The organism is Caryophanon latum, assembly GCF_001700325.1.
Classification (GTDB): Bacteria; Bacillota; Bacilli; order Bacillales_A; family Planococcaceae; genus Caryophanon; species Caryophanon latum.
Genome location: NZ_MATO01000006.1, coordinates 122,821 through 142,044, shown reverse-complemented (window position 1 = coordinate 142,044; position 19,224 = coordinate 122,821). Strand labels below are relative to the sequence as shown.

The 19,224-nt window shown below is 43.1% G+C and carries 16 protein-coding genes; 5 read left to right on the top strand and 11 right to left on the bottom strand.

Annotated features, from left to right (window positions below; translation table 11 throughout):
* The 9 genes from A6K76_RS02125 to pdhA form a co-directional block, all read right to left on the bottom strand.
* Nucleotides 1-4,331 (bottom strand): S-layer homology domain-containing protein (locus tag A6K76_RS02125; protein WP_211271721.1); only part of this gene is annotated, 4,331 nt, incomplete at its 3' end.
* Nucleotides 4,332-4,673: 342 nt separating this feature from the next.
* Nucleotides 4,674-5,354 carry an LrgB family protein gene (locus tag A6K76_RS02120; RefSeq protein WP_066461612.1) on the bottom strand — a complete coding sequence of 227 codons (681 nt, stop codon included), beginning with the start codon at nucleotides 5,352-5,354 and terminating at the stop codon, nucleotides 4,674-4,676.
* Nucleotides 5,351-5,728: a CidA/LrgA family protein gene (locus A6K76_RS02115; protein ID WP_066461610.1), complete on the bottom strand. Its 378-nt coding sequence runs from the start codon at nucleotides 5,726-5,728 to the stop codon at nucleotides 5,351-5,353. Before A6K76_RS02115 ends, A6K76_RS02120 begins: the two co-directional genes overlap by 4 nt.
* Before the next feature lie 133 nt (nucleotides 5,729-5,861).
* The gene (locus A6K76_RS02110) at nucleotides 5,862-6,422 is read right to left on the bottom strand and encodes a DUF4126 domain-containing protein (RefSeq protein WP_066461608.1); all 561 of its coding nucleotides are present in this window, start codon (nucleotides 6,420-6,422) and stop codon (nucleotides 5,862-5,864) included.
* Nucleotides 6,423-6,568: 146 nt separating this feature from the next.
* A complete protein-coding gene (locus A6K76_RS02105; protein WP_066461605.1) occupies nucleotides 6,569-7,459 on the bottom strand; it encodes a LysR family transcriptional regulator in 891 nt (296 codons plus the stop codon).
* A 613-nt stretch (nucleotides 7,460-8,072) separates the two neighbouring features.
* On the bottom strand, nucleotides 8,073-9,482 hold the full coding sequence (gene lpdA, locus A6K76_RS02100; RefSeq protein WP_066461603.1) for a dihydrolipoyl dehydrogenase: 1,410 nt from the start codon (nucleotides 9,480-9,482) through the stop codon (nucleotides 8,073-8,075).
* Between the two features lie 6 nt (nucleotides 9,483-9,488).
* Nucleotides 9,489-10,808 carry a dihydrolipoamide acetyltransferase family protein gene (locus A6K76_RS02095; RefSeq protein WP_066461601.1) on the bottom strand — a complete coding sequence of 440 codons (1,320 nt, stop codon included), beginning with the start codon at nucleotides 10,806-10,808 and terminating at the stop codon, nucleotides 9,489-9,491.
* 19 nt (nucleotides 10,809-10,827) lie between these two features.
* Complete coding sequence (locus A6K76_RS02090) at nucleotides 10,828-11,805, bottom strand: alpha-ketoacid dehydrogenase subunit beta (RefSeq protein ID WP_066461599.1); 978 nt, start codon at nucleotides 11,803-11,805, stop codon at nucleotides 10,828-10,830.
* Between the two features lie 3 nt (nucleotides 11,806-11,808).
* On the bottom strand, nucleotides 11,809-12,918 hold the full coding sequence (gene pdhA / locus A6K76_RS02085; RefSeq protein WP_066461597.1) for a pyruvate dehydrogenase (acetyl-transferring) E1 component subunit alpha: 1,110 nt from the start codon (nucleotides 12,916-12,918) through the stop codon (nucleotides 11,809-11,811).
* A 298-nt stretch (nucleotides 12,919-13,216) separates the two neighbouring features.
* On the opposite strand from pdhA, the gene def reads away from it, so the two are divergent.
* Nucleotides 13,217-13,774, top strand: coding sequence for a peptide deformylase (def, locus tag A6K76_RS02080; protein ID WP_066461596.1), 558 nt, complete (start codon nucleotides 13,217-13,219; stop codon nucleotides 13,772-13,774).
* Nucleotides 13,775-13,866: 92 nt separating this feature from the next.
* Here def and A6K76_RS02075 read toward each other — a convergent pair whose 3' ends face one another.
* Nucleotides 13,867-14,640: a Cof-type HAD-IIB family hydrolase gene (locus A6K76_RS02075; protein ID WP_066461595.1), complete on the bottom strand. Its 774-nt coding sequence runs from the start codon at nucleotides 14,638-14,640 to the stop codon at nucleotides 13,867-13,869.
* 346 nt (nucleotides 14,641-14,986) lie between these two features.
* Here A6K76_RS02075 and A6K76_RS02070 point away from each other — a divergent pair, with 346 nt between their 5' ends.
* The 3 genes from A6K76_RS02070 to psiE all read left to right on the top strand — a co-directional run bounded on the left by A6K76_RS02070 (nucleotide 14,987) and on the right by psiE (nucleotide 17,492).
* Complete coding sequence (locus tag A6K76_RS02070) at nucleotides 14,987-15,196, top strand: DNA-dependent RNA polymerase subunit epsilon (RefSeq protein ID WP_066461594.1); 210 nt, start codon at nucleotides 14,987-14,989, stop codon at nucleotides 15,194-15,196.
* 5 nt (nucleotides 15,197-15,201) lie between these two features.
* The gene (rnjA, locus tag A6K76_RS02065) at nucleotides 15,202-16,869 is read left to right on the top strand and encodes a ribonuclease J1 (protein ID WP_066461590.1); all 1,668 of its coding nucleotides are present in this window, start codon (nucleotides 15,202-15,204) and stop codon (nucleotides 16,867-16,869) included.
* Between the two features lie 191 nt (nucleotides 16,870-17,060).
* Entirely contained in the window at nucleotides 17,061-17,492 is a 432-nt protein-coding gene (gene psiE, locus A6K76_RS02060; RefSeq protein WP_066461589.1) for a phosphate-starvation-inducible protein PsiE, read from the top strand.
* A gap of 35 nt (nucleotides 17,493-17,527) precedes the next feature.
* Here psiE and A6K76_RS02055 read toward each other — a convergent pair whose 3' ends face one another.
* Complete coding sequence (locus tag A6K76_RS02055; protein WP_066461587.1) at nucleotides 17,528-18,187, bottom strand: potassium channel family protein; 660 nt, start codon at nucleotides 18,185-18,187, stop codon at nucleotides 17,528-17,530.
* A 486-nt stretch (nucleotides 18,188-18,673) separates the two neighbouring features.
* On the opposite strand from A6K76_RS02055, the gene A6K76_RS02050 reads away from it, so the two are divergent.
* Nucleotides 18,674-19,216, top strand: coding sequence for a helix-turn-helix domain-containing protein (locus tag A6K76_RS02050; RefSeq protein WP_066461585.1), 543 nt, complete (start codon nucleotides 18,674-18,676; stop codon nucleotides 19,214-19,216).
* The last annotated feature ends 8 nt before the right edge of the window (nucleotides 19,217-19,224 follow it).

Below are 19,224 nucleotides of genomic sequence, written 5' to 3'. Positions count from 1 at the left end.
GTTGCGTCTGCGTTACCTAGTACATCACGCGCATCCGCAATTGCGTCTTCTAACGTCGCTTTTTCTTCCGGTGTTGTCCATTGTTCGCTTGGATCAATGTCTGTGCCGTCTGGTGATACCGCTACGAATACATCTTCCGCATCTTGTACGGCCGCTAATAACGCATCCGTGTTCACGTTTTCTGGCGCTGTATGCGTACCTGGTTTCTTCGCTCCGTTATACGTCGCCACCGCTGCATTTAACGTGCTTGCCGCTTCATTAATTTGTGCTTGTGTTGCGTCCGCTTTTGCAAATACTGTTTTCGCATCGGCAATCGCTTGCTCAAATGTGGCAAGTGCTGCTGCTGGTGTCCAATACTCGGTTGAACCGTACTCTGCACCTGTTTCAGATACTGGCACTTTCACAACTGCTTCTGCTGTTGCAATCGCAAGCTCTAGTACGTTACGATCAACTGCTTCTGGATCCGTTGGTGTACCGCCATCTGTTTTCGTACCTGCTTCTTTCGCTGCTTCATATGCAGCAATCGCATCTTCTACTTGTTTCACCGCGGCGTCAATTTGCTCTTGCGTTGCGTTTGGATTGTTTAACACGTCGCGTGCATTCGCAATCGCTTCTGTAAATGCATCTGTTTCAGCTTGCGTCGTCCATTGTTCACTTGGATCGATATCCGTTCCGTCTTGTGAAACATTTGCAAATGGTACGTTTTCTGCTTTTGCAATCGCAGCTGCTAATGCTTCTGTATTCGTATCTGGTTGTTCAGAAAGTTCATCTAAACGGTTTTGTAGCGTCGTTTTGTCGTCGCCATCTGGTAGCGCATCAATCGCTTGCTGTGCAGCATCTTTTGCTTCGTCTGTTTTCGACGCTTCAGCATCTTCTACTGCTTGCACCGCATCGATTACATCTTGTAATTGTGCTAGCTCTTCTTGAAGCTCTGTTTTCGTCGGTGAATCTGGTAATGCATCAACGAGTATCGCTGCTTCATCAAGTTGTTCTTGCGCTTCATCCGCCGTTGCGTCGCCGTTTACTGCATCGTCCGTTGCGGCAATTGCCTCATCAACAGCTACTTTCGCCTCAGCTTCTTTAATCGCAGCATCGTCACTATCAAGAATTGCTTGTACAAGATCAAGGCGATTATTTAACGCGTCTTTATCCTTGCTATCTGGTAATGCCGCTACTAAATCACGCGCATCGTCTACACCTTTTTGCGTCGGATTTGCTTCTACTGCCGCGACCGCATCTTTTGCCTCTTGAAGTTTTTGTGCCGCTTCATCTAACGCATCTTGTACCGCATCGATTCGGTCTTGTAACTCGTCTTTCTTCTCTCCGTCTGGTAATGCGTTCACGAGCTCTTGTGCATTGTCGACCGCTTCTTGGCTCGGCGTTTCTTCCGCTTTTGCCACTGCGTCCTCAGCCGCTTGTACTGCCGCCTCGTCTAACGCATCTTGTACTGCGTCGATTCGGTCTTGCAGCGCTTCTTTTTCCTCGCTATCTGGTAGCTCGTTCACTAGCTCTTGTACTTCATCGAGCTTCGGCTGCGTTGGATTTTGTTCTAAATCCGTTACAGCGTTCGTCGCTTCCTCTAGCTTGTCGGCTGCTTCAAGTGCTGCTTCTACCGCATCAATACGCGCATTTAAATCGTTTTTGTCACGACTGTTCGGCAAGGCGTTTACTAGCTCACGTGCCGATTCAACGCCTTCGATTGTCGGATTTTTCTCAAGCGCGTCGACTGCATCTTTAGCTGCTTGTAGCTTCGCATCGTTTAGCGCATTTTGAACGTCTTGTAAACGTGCTTCTAGTTCTGCTTTATTTGCACTGTTTGGCAACGTGCTTAACGCTTGCTTCGCTGCATCGACTGCCGCTTGCGTTTTCACGCCTTCAGCTGCTTCTACTAATGTTGTTGCGGCTAAATCACGCGTCAAATCAAGGAGACGGTCTTCGAGCACTGCTTTCACTGCAGATGCTGGCAATGCGTCAACGAGTGCACGCGCTTTATCTACTTCTACTTTCGCTTCAGCTGCTGTCATATTACCTTTCGCTGCTTCAGCTGTTGCTTTTACGGCACGGTCAACAGATACCGTTGCTTGTCCGTTTTGAATGCCTTCTTCATCTTCTGCTAAAATAGCTTCTACTAAATCTAAACGGTTGTTCAGCGCTGTTTTATCTTCGCTCGGGCGCAGTGCATTGACAAGCTCACGCGCATCGTCTAAACCTTGTTGCGTCGGGTTTTGCTCCACTGCTTCTACCGCTTCAATCGCCTCTTGTAACTTCGCCTCATTGTTTACGAGCTGATCTAGTGCTGCTAAACGTTGCTGTAAAATGCTCTTCTCTGGCACGTTTGCAAGAAGCGCATTAACAGCTTGTTTTGCTGCTGTAATCGCTGCTGGTGTTTTTGCATTTTCAGCTGTTTCAACTAAGCCGATTGCTGTATTGACTGGCGTTAACGCTGCTAGTTTATTTTGTAGCATTTTTTTTAAAGTCGATTCTGGCAATGCTTCTACAGCTGCATTTGCACGATCCCATAGCTGCTCTGCTTCTTCAAGTGTGCCGATTTGTCCTGCTGCGTTGAACGTTGCTTCGGCTGCTTTATCGACGGACACTTTCGCTCGCGCTTGCTCAATGCGCTCATTATCTTTATCGAGAATCGCTTGAATGAGCTCTAAACGATTTTCTAGCATTTCTTTCATGCGTTCGTCTAACAATGCTGCTACTGCATTTAACGCTTCTTGTAATGCTTCTTCAGTAAATTCCAATTCTGCTAGTAGTACGAGGTCTTGCGCTTTTTTGTTTGCTTCAGCTGCAAGAACCGCATCTTTTACAGCTTCTAAACGCTCAAGTAAGCTCGTTTTTAAATCGCTCGCTGGCAGTTCATTTACACGCTCTAATGCCGCTTCGTACGCATCTCGAGTGCGCGCCATTTCCGCATACACAACCATGTTAACGGCTTCTTTAGCACCCATTTGTTGTGCATCTTCGTACGCATCAATTGCCGCTTTTACCGCTTCTTCAGCTGCTTTAATTTCTGCTGCTGTCGGGTTGCGTTTATTCGCTACTTGCTCGGCAGCTAACAATGCATCTTGTAACGCTTGTTTCGCTTCAAGCGTCGTCCAATTTTGATCCATTGGAATGTTCGAGCCGTCCATTGAAACTGCCACTAACGGAACGCTATTAATTAATTCCTTCAACGCTGCAATAGCTGCTGGTGTAGCATATTCGATCGTGCTACCACCACCGCCGCCACCACTTGGAGGGGGAACATATCCACCGCCACCACCGCCACTTGGAGGAGGTACAGTACCGCCACCACCTGGAGGTTCAATTGGTGGGTTCGTCGGCTCACTTGGCACGCCTGGAATTGAAATTTTATCTTTTACAACGTACGGAATCGTGTACGTTACGCCGTTATCATCAATTGTAATGAGTAAATTTTGCCCTTCTTCTACTGGCTCACCTAAATTAATCGTTACATTCCCGTTATTATCAACCGTGCCAGAGCCGATGCTTGTGCCATCATCTTTGGCGATCGTTACAGTCACGCTCGGCTTCGAATTCGCTGCTGTTAAAATGTTGCCTTCTTCGTTAATTTTAATCGAATTAACGTCTAACACTTTGCTCCATTTATACGCTTCTAATTCATCTAATACCGCTTCATTTTCTAACACGTTAATGAGCAAACGATAAATGAACGACGCGAATTGACCACGGTTTGTTGATTCTTTCGGACGGTAATCGCTTACAACAGTTAAACCGAAATATTCAATCGTTTTGATCGCTGTACGCGCTTCTGGCTTCGCACGATTCATATCCGCAATGTCAGAAGTCGTATTACGAGAGCGCACGAACTCATCCGCATCCACACCCGCCACATAGCTTACGAGACGAGACAATACGAGCGCAATATTTTCACGCGTCATGTCGGAATACGGCATTAAGTTCCCTTCATTCCCGATAAATACGCCTGCATCATATACGACTGCGGCATAACGCTTCAATTCTTCATCGCCTGAAGCTGCAATATCACTAAAACGAGAAACAGTATCATAATTTGTCGGAATCACATGACCTTGTTCAACTAAAAACTTCCCTAGCATTTTCACAACGTCCGAACGCGATAATTTGCGCAGCGGCTTAAATGTGCCGTCTAAATAACCAGATACGACGTTACGCTCAGCTAATGCATTGATCGCCTCAGCGTGCGTGTACGTATTGGCAACGTCGCTAAATTTACTCGTCGTTTCTTGTGCTGCTATATTAGTTGGAGCAACAGCAGTAATCGCCATTGCTACGGAAGTTGTAATAAATAGGCTTCGATTTTTGCGTTTATTCCTCATCATGTCTACCCCCAATAGGTGATTTCGATTACACATCAAAAAACTGATAAACTTTTATAATTAATTTTCATTTATCCATTTGCATATAATAAGAAACACACAAGAAAATCATATTTTTAACAAAACAGACTATATAAATCAAATAATAAAACTAAAAAAGAGCCTTTAAAACTAAAAATAATAACAAAATATAGTGCTTTAAACTAAAAGAAATATATACAAAGGTAATTATAATTACTCATTTTATACTTATTATCTCGCAAACATACAAAAAGACCTTTATTTTAAAATAAAGGTCTTTTTACTCAAAATCGTATTCTGTTGTACAAAAAATGCATCTTTTAATTATAAAGTAACGATATATACAAATAAAGGACATAAAAACGCCCCGATAACCGCACTAAGACCCATCGATAACGAACCAACTGACACTTCCTCCTCGCCGTAATCAACAAGCTTTGAAATGCCAACGCCGTGACTGGCTGCACCGATTGAGAGCCCTCGACTAATCGCCGTATCAATGCGACATAGCTTAAAAATAAGCGGTCCTAAAAACGCACCCGTGAAACCCGCAATCATTACGAGCACGACCGTCAATGCGCTAATACCACCGAGCGAGCTACTAATTTCCATCGCAACCGGCGTCGTAATCGATTTCGGAATCGCCGTTAATATATATGTTTCCGTCGCCTTCCCGAGCTTTAATAGTAAAAATACGCTAATTAAGCCCGCAATCATCGCCACAACTAAACCACATAAAATCGTCAACTTATATTTAAAGACGAGCGCACGCTGATTATAAAGCGGATATGCTAAGCCGACAATCGCTGGCCCTAAAAACTTCGAAATCCAGTCGCCACCTTCTATGTATGCGTCGTACGGAATGTTGAGCAGCACTAATACGATCGCAATAATTGTTGTCGTCGTTAACACGGGCAACAGTAGCGGCGTCGGATACTTCCGGTGCAGCTTCATCATAAGCAAAAATATAACAATCGTTCCAATAAAGCTTATTACAGCAATCATTCACGTACCTCCTTCATCGCACGCTCTTTTTTCTCTAAATATTTCGTGCTCACACCTGCCACTGCGATCGCAAAAAGCGTACTAATGACAACTGCTAGCATTAAATATAAACCCGCTCCCGATAACAGCTCTGGGTAATCGATAACCCCAATCGTCGTCGGAATGAAAAATAACGTTAAATACATCAGTAAAAAACCGGCTCCTGCTTCAATCCACTCTACTTTAATGATGTTAAAGAACAAGCAAAGCCATAATAAAATGAGCCCCATAATACTCCCTGGCAGCACGAGGTTGAGCGCCTCAACAAGCCATTTGCCGATTTCATTAAAGACAAATAGCACGGCAAGCTGCACAATAATTTTCAACCATTTCACAAAATCCCCACCTTATCCCACTATATGTACTCTCAATATACCAAATTCTCGTACTTTATGTATCTTTTTTCATTAAAACAGACTGTGTGCTACCCACATTCGACGTTTCACACAGTCTATTACATCACACCATTCACATGCTTGCTTTAATGCGCTTTGAAAATTTCACAAACAGCCAAGCGACTACACCGATTAAGACGATGACAACGATTGGCGCAATGATTGTCACAATCGGCAGCACTACCGCTGACACGTCTTCAATAATCGATACGACTGGATTTGCAATGCCCGCTGTTGTGACGGTCGTTGTGCCACGAATAGCGGTATTCGTTAAGCTCGTCACTGTCGCAGCGCCACCACCTGTTACGAACGCTAAGCCCCACGACAGAAATTCTGCATTTTCTGTGCCGATGACAGCGACAGTCATTAACGTACCTGCTACAGCGGCAAGCGGTGTTGCTAAGCCACGCATTAAGTTGTCAAACATCGGCACGTAATAGCTAATGACTTCTAAAATCGTTGCGAGTGCGAGCGCGACGAATGCGACATTGCTGCCGAGCCATTCAAATCCTGTCGCCAATGGTAGCCACCCAAGCTTTGCAGCAATGCTTGCAAGCAGCATCGGCGTAAATACGCGAAAGCCTGCTGAAATGCTTAAACCAACTCCAATTAAAATCGCAAATATATAATCCATGCACTTCCCCCCTTTTTCATAACTTTACCCACTCCGAACGAAAAGGAGCTACGTCAAACAAATTTTCATTCATTGATTACGACGCCGATTCGAATAAAAAACTGTGCTACGCATCTATTTCGACGTGTAACACAGCTGTTCCTTCACTATGCAATTGTAACGTTTTGTAAGCGCGCTTTTATATGCTCGTAATACGCTTCTTCACCGTCTGTTAGCGGCTGCTCCATGTCGCGTACAAGTGCAGTACGGCGCTTAATCGATAGCCCTTTAATGATCTTTTGCGTCACCGCTACATCACTGCTCACCATTTTCGTCGGTAAAAAGGCGACACCTAAACCTTGCTGCACCCCTTTTAAAATTAAATCAAAGTTCGTCATCTTCATATAGTATACCGATACGTCCTTTACGTGCAAAGCGTGCTTAATCAACTCAGCTAAATGTACGCTTTGCGGCAGCAACACGGCCTCTGCTTCTAAATCTTTCGCATATAACACTTTGCGCGTTGCAAGCGGATGACTTTTGGCAATAACGAGTGAAAACTCCTCTTCAAACAACGACTCGATGTGGAAGCGCTCTATCATAATCGGGTCACTTTCATATATAGGCATAATCGTGTACTTCGCATGCTTATCGAGCAAGCTTTTTTTCAGCTCCTCGTAACATAAGCTATACATTTCACACGGATATAACGACGTCAGTTGCTTCGAGTTTTGAAACAACTCATCAAAATAATGGCTCGCGACATAATGGCTTAAATATAAACTCACCTGAAGATGCGTAGCGATGAGTGAATCCATTTTATGGCGCAGTTCATCTTGTAAATATTGCATACGTTTAGCATATTGCAATAGTAAATTACCTTTATCTGTCAGCTCAATAGCACGCTTATGACGCTTAATTAATTTGCAATTATATTCGCTCTCTAGCTGTTGAATGTGCTGCGATACGGTCGGCTGTGAGCAAAACAAGCGCTTTGCCGTTTCAGTGAACGATTTACATTCAGCAAGTATCATAAATGTTTTATAACGATCCGTCATTGCTTATACGCTCTCCTTCTTTGAAATGAATGCCGCTAGTCACACGATGCGACTTGCTTTCATTTTGTTCTATTATAAACAACGAAAACATATGACATTATAACTAACTATGCCATCACCTCACGAAAATTTCGAGAAATTTGCTTATAATGAATTATAAAAAAGAATAGTTTAAACAGTATTATTACATGTTCCAATAGAAGCTATGCTCGTTGTACAATATTTATGTAAAATTCGGCTCATCCATGAAAATTACTTTATTTCATCAAGCGTGCTGATACGCCATTCAACTGGCATTTCGCGTATTGCGGCTCGCTTTGCCTCTGCAGTTACCCAGGGCACGTCAATTCCTAAAGCTCGAGGGCGAACACGATGTTTGTTCTGAAGGTAGTGCCATACGGAGGTGATGTTCACCACCTTCCCCAATCCTCCGCACCACTCCTACGTCGTCGCAGCTTACAGAGTGTTTCGGCACGAGCTATTCCCAACGTGTCTCGCCGCACGCTCCATGCCACTACACCGCTGACAACTATTTTCTCGATTTCAGCTTTGAACGAAGAACGCAAAAAAAGCTACACAATAAGCCGAAACTTATTGCGTAGCCCCTCGGTAATTATTTAGAAATGATATGGATTGGGTTGCCAAGTAATACTTCAGCAGTTTCCATTGTAATTTCACCTAATGTTGGGTGAGCGTGAATTGTTAACGCGATATCTTCTGCTGTCATACCAGCTTCGATAGCTAAGCCCATTTCAGCGATCATATCAGATGCACCAGCACCTACGATTTGAGCACCGATTAATAAGCCGTCTTCTTTACGCGCAACTAATTTCACAAATCCTTCTGTTTGGTTTAATGCTAATGCACGACCGTTTGCAGCGAATGGGAATTTTGCAGCTGTTACTTCGAATCCTTCAGCTTTCGCTTGCTCTTCGTTGTAACCTACAGTAGCCATTTCTGGATCTGTGAAGCATACTGCTGGAATTGCTAAGTAGTCAACTACTGATGGTTCACCAGCGATTGCTTCTGCAGCAACTTTACCTTCGTATGATGCTTTATGTGCAAGTTGAGGGCCTGCAACGATATCACCGATTGCATAAATGTTTGGTACTGATGTACGGCATTGGTTGTCAACTTCTAATAAGCCGCGCTCTGCAAACTTAATGCCAACTTCCTCTAAGCCCATTTCGTCAGTGTTTGGACGACGACCTACAGTTACTAATACGTAGTTCGCTTCCACTGATTTCTCTTCGCCGCCAGCTTCGTATTTCACGATTACGCCGTTTTCTGTTTCTTCAACGCCTTTAGCTGATGCGCCAACGATTACGTCAACACCTTTAGCTTTTAAGCCTTTTTTAACGACAGCTGTCATTTGTTTTTCGAAACCAGCTAAAATGTCTTGGCCGCCTTCGATAATTGTTACTTGAGAACCTAAGTTAGCGTAAGCAGAACCTAGCTCTGTACCGATGTAACCACCACCGATTACAACTAATTTTTCTGGTACTTCAGGGAATGATAAAGCACCTGTAGAAGAAACAACGCGCTCAGTGAATTTAAATGTTGGAATCTCGATTGGACGAGAACCAGTTGCGATGATCGCGTTTTTGAATGTATAAGTTTGTGCGCTTTCGCCGTTAATTACACGTACAGTGTTCGCGTCTACGAAGTAAGCTTCACCTTCAACTACGTCAATTTTGTTACCTTTTAATAAAGAGCTTACGCCGCCAGTTAATTTTTTAACTACGCCGTCTTTGAATGCTTGTGCTTTTGACCAGTCAAGCTTCACGTCTGCAATAACACCCATATCGTCCGAATGTTTTGCATGCTCATAACGGTGACCTACTGAAATTAATGCTTTTGATGGGATACAACCTACGTTTAAACATACGCCGCCGATCGCACCACGTTCAACAACTGTTACTTTTTGACCTGTTTGTGCTGCACGAATTGCTGCAACGTATCCTCCAGGGCCTGATCCTACTACAAGAGTATCTAACTCGATTGGGAAATCTCCTACTACCATAATGTATTATGCCTCCATTAATAAAAGTTCTGGCTCACTTAACAAACGCTTTAAATAATTTAAAGCATTTTGCGCCGTGGCACCATCGATCATTCGATGGTCAAAGCTCAATGATAATGCTAACACATGTGCACCTACAATTTCACCATTTTTTATTACAGGTTTCTCAGAAATTCGTCCGATGCCTAAAATTGCGACTTCTGGGTGGTTAATTACCGGTGTAAACCATTGACCACCTGCCGAGCCGATATTCGTAATCGACATCGATGCGCCTTTCATTTCGTGTGGTGCAAGCTTGCCGTCACGCGCCTTCGTTGCTAGCTCGTTAATGTCATTTGATAATGCAAAAATCGACTGGCGATCTGCGTGTTTAATTACTGGTACGAGCAAGCCTTTTTCTGTATCGGCTGCAATTCCCACATTATAATAATGTTTTTGAATAATTTCTTGTGTCGCGTCATCTAATGAGCGATTAAATTCAGGGAACTTGCGAAGCGTTGCCACTAACGCCTTCACAACATAAGGTAAATATGTTAATTTCACGCCTTGCTCTGCTGCCATATCTTTGAACTTTTTACGGTGTGCAACGAGCTCCGTTACGTCCACTTCGTCCATTAACGTAACGTGTGGTGCTGTTTGCTTCGAATGTACCATCGCTTTTGCGATCGCACGACGAATGCCCGACATTTTTTCACGCGTTTCTGGGAACTCCCCTTCAAGTACAACTGGTGCTGCTTGTGGCGCTGTCGTTTCTTCCACTGCCGCTTCGTCTGCTCGTTGTACGTCCGCATGTTGCACTACTTGACCGCCGCTTGCAAACGTTTCGATATCCTCTTTCATAATGCGTCCATTTTTACCTGAGCCGGCTACATCTTGAATGTTAATGCCTTGCTCGCGGGCAAATTTACGCACAGATGGCATCGCAATAACGCGCTTCGTTGCATCCACTTCAACCGGCGCAGGTGCTTCTGCTTGCTCTTTTGCAATTGGCTGCCCCGCTTCTGCTGTCGCTTGCACTTGTGCTTCTGTCGTCGCAGCTGCTTTTTCTTCCGCATGCTCGTCGCCTTTTAACTTCAAGTCCTCATAGCCTGGTGCGTCTAAACGAATGAGTACGTCGCCAACAACGGCAACTGTCCCTTCACTAACAAGCACTTCCTCTACTGTACCCTCTACTGGAGAAGGAATTTCAACGACTGCTTTGTCGTTTTGCACTTCACATAAAATGTCGTCCTCTTTTACCGTGTCGCCTGCTTTCACGAACCATTTCACGATTTCTCCCTCATGGATACCCTCGCCAATGTCCGGTAGTCTGAATTCAAATGCCAATGCTCTTCACCTCGTCCAATTAGAATGTTAAAACTTTTTTCGCTGTTTCGTATACGTCTTTATATGTCGGTAACCATACGCCCTCTGCTTGCGGGAATGGATAAATTGTATCTGGAGCTGCTACGCGCAGTACAGGTGCTTCTAATGACAAAATAGCACGTTCTGTAATTTCTGCTACGACGTTTGCTGCGATGCCCGCTTGCTTTTGCGCCTCTTGTACGACGATTGCGCGGTTCGTTTTTTCAACCGATGCAATAATCGTTTCAATATCAAGCGGCTGAATTGTACGTAAGTCGATTACTTCTACAGAGTGCCCTTCCTTTTCAAGCTCCTCTGCTGCCTTCAGTGATTCATGTACCATTAAACCGTATGCGATGATCGTTAAATCTGTTCCTTCACGCTTCACGTCCGCTTTACCTAAAGGAATTGTGTATGACTCCTCTGGCACCTCTTCACGGAACGAGCGATAAAGCTTTAAATGCTCCAGGAAAATAACTGGGTCGTTATCGCGAATTGATGAAATGAGTAGCCCTTTTGCATCGTATGGTGTTGATGGTACGACAACTTTTAAGCCTGGTTGCTGCGCCATTAACCCTTCTAATGAGTCCGAGTGCATTTCCGGTGTGTGTACGCCGCCACCGAACGGAGAACGAATCGTTACCGGTGCGTTGTACACGCCGCCTGAACGGTAGCTCATACGCGCAAGCTGACCGCTAATGGAATCCATCACTTCATAGACGAAGCCGAAAAACTGAATTTCTGGTACGGGACGGAAGCCTGTTAACGATAAACCGATCGCCAAGCCGCCAATACCTGATTCTGCAAGTGGCGTATCAAATACACGCTCTTCACCGAATTCTTTTTGTAAACCTTCTGTCGCACGGAATACACCGCCGTTTACGCCAACGTCTTCACCGAATACAAGCACGTTTTCATCGTCTCGTAACTCGCAACGTAATGCATCTGTAATTGCTTGAATCATCGTCATTTGTGCCATCGCTTATTTCGACTCCTTCTCTAAGTAAATTTTTAATTGCTCCTGTAAGTTGTATGGTAAGTCGCCGCGGTGCATGTTTTGAATTAACTCCGAAACTTTTTGCTTTGGCGCTTTGTCTGCTTCTTTAATCGCTTCTTTAATTTCTTCCTTCGCACGCTCGATGACTGCCTCTTCCTTCGCTGCATCCCATAAACCTTTTGCCTCTAGGAATTTGCGGAAGCGCACGATTGGGTCTTTTACTACCCATTCGTTATCAGTATCTGTCGTACGGTAACGCGTCGGGTCGTCCCCTGCCATCGTATGTGGTCCATAGCGGTAACAAAGCGTCTCGATCAATGTCGGTCCGCCGCCTGCAACAGCTCGGTCGCGCGCATCTTTTGTCACTTTATAAACCGCTAACGGGTCCATACCGTCTACGTATACTGACGGAATGCCAGCTGCAATCCCTTTTTGCGCTAATGTTTTTGCGACTGATTGCACTTTACGTGGCGTTGAAATCGCAAATTGGTTATTTTGAATGAAGAAAATCGCTGGTGTTTGCTGTGCACCTGCAAATGTAATTCCTTCATAGAAGTCACCTTGAGATGAGCCACCATCCCCTGTGTACGTTACCGCTACTGCATTTGCTTTACGCTTTTTTAGTCCAAGTGCAACACCTGCTGCTTGAATGTACTGCGCCCCGATAATAATTTGTGGTGCTAATACGTTTACTCCCTCTGGCGCTTGGTTGCCGATGAAGTGACCACGCGAAAATAAAAACGCCTTTGACAGCGGTAAACCGTGCCATACGATTTGTGGTACATCTCGGTAGCCTGGTAAAATCCAGTCTTGCTTTTCAAGTGCGAAGTGTGACGCGATTTGCGACGCCTCTTGCCCTGCTGTAGGTGCATAGAAGCCTAGGCGCCCTTGACGGTTTAATGAGATTGAGCGTTGGTCTAATACGCGCGTATACACCATGCGCGTCATTAACTCGACTAGCTGCTCGTCTGAAAGCTGTGGCATTTCCGCCTCGTTTACGATTTCGCCTTCCTCGTTTAAAATTTGGAACAATTCAAATTTACTTTCGATTTCTTCCACTAACGCTTTTGGGTCAAATTTGTTGTTTTCCGCCATCGTTTCCAGCTCCTTTTAATTTATCTGTATTATATTTTTTTGAATTTAAATTAGTACAACTGTTATCTAACTTGAAGTATACGCTACAGAACTTTATCGGTCAATCAAGAAATATAAGCAAAAAACACATTTTTTACCGACTTAACATAGTGGCGTAAACTGTATCATTCTGTATTACAAAAAATATTAATCTGTATTATAACAATATTTATTTCTACAAAAGTAACATGATTTATCACACGATTCGTTTCTTCGTGTTGTATACTAAATGCACAAGAAATGAAAGGAAGTATGCAAAATGATTACGATGGATGACATTATTCGTGAAGGTCACGAAACACTGCGCACAAAGGCAGTTGAAATGACATTCCCATTAACAGCTGAGGAACGCCAACTTGCAGCCGATATGATGGAGTTTTTAGTCAATAGCCAAGATCCAATCATGGCTGAAAAATACAATTTACGTGGAGGCATCGGTTTAGCAGCGAATCAAGTAAATGTTGCAAAGCGCATGTTCGCCCTACATTTAACGGACGAAAAAGATGTGCAGGTGAGCTTCGTTGCAATCAACCCGAAAATCGTCAGCCATTCTGTCGAGCAAACGTACATTACGTCTGGTGAAGGCTGCTTATCGGTAGACCGCAACGTGCCTGGTTATGTACCTCGCTACGCCCGTATTACTGTGAAGTTTAAAGATGTGGATGGCAACGAGCATAAAATTCGATTAACTGGTTTGCCGGCAATCGCGTTCCAGCACGAGCTGGATCATTTAAACGGTGTCATGTTTTATGACCGCATTAACGAAAAAGACCCGTTCGGACCAATCGATAACAGCACACCATTTGAGCGCGCATAAAAAAAGCCGCTGTTGTTCATGTTCCACCGTCGCTTAACGTTCAAACATACAAAAGGTGTACTCGAAAAAAATCCGAGTACACCTTTTGTCGTTTAAATTAATTCCAGCATGCGCATCGCCTGCGACAGCCCTTCGTCATCAACATGCGCGACGACGTAATCAGCCGCTTCCTTCGCTTTTTCATGCCCGTTACCTAAGCAGACGCCTATACGTGCTGCTTGTAGCATTTCGACATCATTTAAGCCGTCACCAAACGCGATGACATCGTCCATACTAAAGCCTAAACGCTCCGCAAGCTTTTGAATACCGCGCGCCTTCGATCCAGCTTTTGGCAGTACGTCGCATGATGTCTCGTGCCAGCGAACGAGCTGCACGTAATCGAAACGCTCCGTATATATACGCTCTTGCTCGACTGGTGTGTACAGCAACAGCTGATATACTGGATTGTTTTTAAAGTAGTCCGCTTCGACGCGCGGATACGGATATTTCAACGTACTAAGTGACGCTCCGATGCCGCCATGATTTGGCACAGACGCAATCATTTCCGCTGCAGTCATGAAGACGACTGGCTCATTGCGACTAGCAGCAAACGCGATAATGTCGTGCTGCTGCTCCTTCGTTAGCTCGTCAGTGAAAATAATGTCGCCCTCATGCACGACGTATTGTCCGTTATATGTGACGAATGTGTCGATTGCTAGCTCTCGGCGCAGCTCCTCGATCATAAACGGACCGCGACCTGTCGCAATCGCTACGATATGTCCATTTTCCTTTGCGAGCTGAATCGCTTCTTTTGTTGCGTACGATAATTGCTTTTGGCTGTTATACAACGTACCGTCTACGTCGAAAAATAATAATTTGTTTGTCATGCTTAAGCTCCTTACTCCATTTCAAAAGATTTGTCAATTATTTCGTTCTTTACTTATTTGTTTTTTTAGATTATACTATTATTAAGTAAGGAGTGATTCGCCATGTTAAAACGATTAAAACGTAAGATTTTGAGACGACTTAATGGCATCCTTAATAAAAAAACAATCGCATAGCCTGCGAAAATTGATGTGTATTATTTTTCCTTTGATGGAGTTGCTTACGAAAAAAGCAACTCCTTTCTTTATTTTAAGGTAGCCGCGTGATAATATAAAGGAAATGCATTAATTTTTAGGCGAGGTTGTGCCATAATGCAATAATACTGAACGTTTTAAAGGAGCGTAAAACATGATTTACAAAGTTTATTACCAAGAAGATGCGCAAGAAGTACCAGTTCGCGAAAACACAAAAAGCCTATATTTAGAGGCAACAAACGAGCGCGATGTTCGTAACAAACTAAAAGACCGCAAATATAACATCGAGTTCATTCAACTGCTTGAAGGCAACTACTTAACGTATGAGCAAGCAAGCCCGAACTTCAAATTGGAGAACATTTAGTCCTGATGAAATTTGTAAAAAATGATCAGGCTGCTGTTTTCGCACTTGGCGGACTAGGCGAAATCGGTAAAAATACGTACGGCATTCAATTCCAAGACGAAATCGTTTTAATCGATGCGGGTATTAAATTCCCAGAGGACGATCTTTTAGGAATTGATTACGTAATTCCAGACTATACGTACTTACAGCGCAATGTAGACAAAATTAAAGGGTTATTCATTACACACGGACACGAGGACCATATCGGTGGTATTCCTTATTTATTACGTCAAATTAATGTACCGGTATATGGTGGTAAATTAGCGTTAGGTTTATTGCGTAACAAATTGGATGAACATAATTTATTACGCACGACGAAGTTAATTGAAATTCAAGAAGAAGACATCATTAAATTCCGTAAAACATCTGTAAGCTTTTTCCGTACGACACATAGTATTCCAGATGCATTCGGAGTCGTTGTGAAAACACCACCTGGTAATATCGTACATACAGGTGACTTTAAATTTGACTTCACACCTGTTGGTCAGCCTGCGAACTTAACAAAAATGGCTGAAATCGGGCGCGACGGTGTACTTTGTTTACTATCGGATAGTACAAACGCAGAAGTACCAAACTTTACAATGTCAGAGCGCAAAGTTGGCGAAAGCATTCACGATATTTTCCGCACAGTGGAAGGTCGTATTATTTTCGCATCATTCGCTTCAAACATTGATCGTTTAAAGCAAGTAACAGATGCAGCTGTAGAGCACGGTCGTAAAATTGCCGTATTCGGTCGTTCAATGGATAACGCGATTACAATTGGACGTGAATTAGGCTACATTACTGCACCGAAAGAGACATTCATCGATGCACAAAGCTTAAATCGTTTACCAGCAAATGAAGTGATGATTTTATGTACTGGCTCTCAAGGTGAACCGATGGCGGCTTTATCACGTATCGCAAACGGTACGCACCGACAAATTCAAATTCAGCCTGGCGATACAGTCATTTTCTCATCTTCACCAATCCCTGGTAACACAGGTAGCGTAAACAAAATTATTAACTTACTTTACCGTGCAGGCGCTGACGTTATTCACGGTAAATTAAACAACATTCACACATCTGGTCACGGCTCACAAGAAGAGCAAAAGCTTATGCTTCGTTTAATGAAACCTAAATTTTTCATGCCAATTCACGGTGAGTACCGCATGTTAAAAATGCATACGACACTTGCAGTTGATTGTGACGTACCAGAGGAAAACACATTCGTAATGGAAAATGGTGACGTCCTTGCATTAAGTGCGAAAGAAGCACATGTAGCAGGTCGCATTCCTTCAGGCGATGTGTATATCGACGGTAGCGGTATTGGAGACATCGGCAATATCGTATTACGCGACCGCCGTATCCTTTCAGAAGAAGGTTTAGTAATCGTTGTCGTAAGCGTTGATATGAAAAAACAAAAAATCGTCTCAGGCCCAGACATCATTTCACGTGGCTTCGTATATATGCGCGAATCAGGTACGATGATTAATGAAGCACAAAAAATGTTAAACCATCACCTACAAGCGACGGTTCAATCAAAAGACGTGCAATGGACTGAGCTGAAAAACGACATTACCGACGTACTAGGACCTTATTTATTTGAGAAAACGAAACGTCGTCCAATGATTTTACCGATCATTATGGAAGTGTAAAATACAAGGCTATGCGAAAAGTCGATTTTGACTGCTCGCATAGCCTTTTTTTTTCATCATTTTTCTGTAAGTTGTGCACACTCTACTGCACAAAAACGCTTACACTTGTTCATTTTGTCAGAAACAAGCATATGACGATGTTTCTTTTTACACGTTCGACCGTATATATAACAAAAGGAGGCGTTCTATAAATGAAAACACCGTACCCGATGAAAAAACTCATCCCCCAAGCGTTACAAGCTATTTTAAATTTCTCACTCGCCGTTTTAGCACTCGTGCTCGTCTTTTTAATGATACGCGAACTAGTCGGCTTCATTATCGCACTGTTTCAAGCAAACAACTACGACTACAAAGAAGTGCTCGCGGACATTTTAGTATTTTTCTTATACTTTGAGTTCATTACGATGATCGTGAAATATTTCAAGGAGGACTATCACTTCCCGCTTCGCTACTTCATTTACATCGGCATTACTGCAATGATTCGCTTAATTATCGTCGAGCATGAAGATCCAATGCATACGCTACTATTTGCACTCGTCATTTTAGTACTCATTATCGGCTACTTCATCATTAACATGACACCACGACAACGACCAACTGGAACAAAAGAAAATGAATCGTAAAAAGCGATGCGCCTGTTTGATGCGCATCGCTTTTTTTAATGCATCGCTCGCTGTACGAAACGATTGATGTCCGTATCTGCCCCGATGACAAGCAAAATATCGTCGCGTAAAATTTTATCTGCTGGATTTGGCGAAATTAAAATTTGTGTGCCGCGTTTAATGCCGATAATATTAATGCCATACTGCGCACGAATATCAAGATCAATAATTGAGTAGCCTGCAATCGCATCGTTTGCGCGTAGCTCCATAATCGAATGCTCATCGGATAGTTCTAAATAATCAAGCACCGTATTGGACATTAAATTATTCGCAATACGGATTCCCATATCTCGCTCTGGATGCACGACGAAATCCGCACCAATTTTACGCAGCACTTTCTCATGGTATTCATTTTGTGCCTTCACTGTAATTTTCGCCACACCAAGCTCCTTTAACATAAGCGTCGTTAAAATGCTCGCTTGTATGTCCTCACCAATTGCAACGATGACATGCTCAAATTCGTGAATGCCAATGGATTTTAAAACATTTTCATCCGTCGTATCTGCTACAACTGCATTCGTTGCAACATGCATAAATTCATCGACACGCTCAGCTTTAAAATCAATCGCCATAACGTTCGCACCTTGATCAATAAGCTCACGCACGATGCTGCTGCCGAAACGTCCTAATCCAATCACTGCGAATTCTTTTTTCATACAACGTCCTCCTTTCACGTAGGTTCGTTCATTAGCGCTTTGTATATAATGACCTCGATTATTTTCAACAACAAACTTAGAAATAAACGCTGCATGTTAATGAGCATGCGGCGAGACTTCTTTCGCTTTTTGTGATGAGTAATCGCAGAGACATAATACGCGAAATGCCAATTGAATCGCTAATGAACAGACGTGTTTTCCTTTTCACTTTTTCATATTTCGTTTTTATTTGAAAAAGAGCCTAACAAACAATGAATCGTATGTATTGTAACACTCCTCCCCCCTCTCCCCAACACAGTTTTTCTATTTCACCTAATCACTTTAACCTATTTATCACCGTTTACGCTATTTTCACTTCGTAATAGTTGAAAACACCTACTATATGTGTATAATGAAAAATGCATTTGTAAACTATATGTTTTGTTAAAGTAAACTCTAATTACTAACTGTTTATTTTTACTAAACTAAAATAAGGAGGCGTACTTTTTGCAAATTGGTAGCAAAATTAAATCGTTACGCTTACAAAAAGGGTTAACGCAAGAGGAGCTTGGTGAACGGACAGATTTAAGTAAAGGCTATATTTCTCAGCTAGAACGTGACTTAAACTCCCCTTCTATTGAAACATTGTTTTCCATTTTAGAAGTGCTCGGCTCAACACCGCGTGATTTTTTTGATGATGAAGTAAAAGAACAAAAAGTTGTGTATACAGAGGAAGACCAAACGAGCTTTATCGACGAAGAAAAAAAATATCATATTCGTTGGCTTATCCCGACGTCAAACGAAAAAGAAATGGAACCAGTGATCATTACGTTTGACAAGCACGGTGAGTTCAAAACATTCCCTCCATCGCTTGCCGAAACGTTCGTGCACGTACTCGAAGGAAAAATTCGCCTCACACTCGGAAATGAGCAGTTTATTGCAAATGAAGGAAATGCCGTATATTTCGACTGTAAAACGGCACATCAAATTACAAACGCAGCACAGCAGCAAACAAAAATTTTATTAGTTACTACTCATTCATACTTATAGGAGGCTTT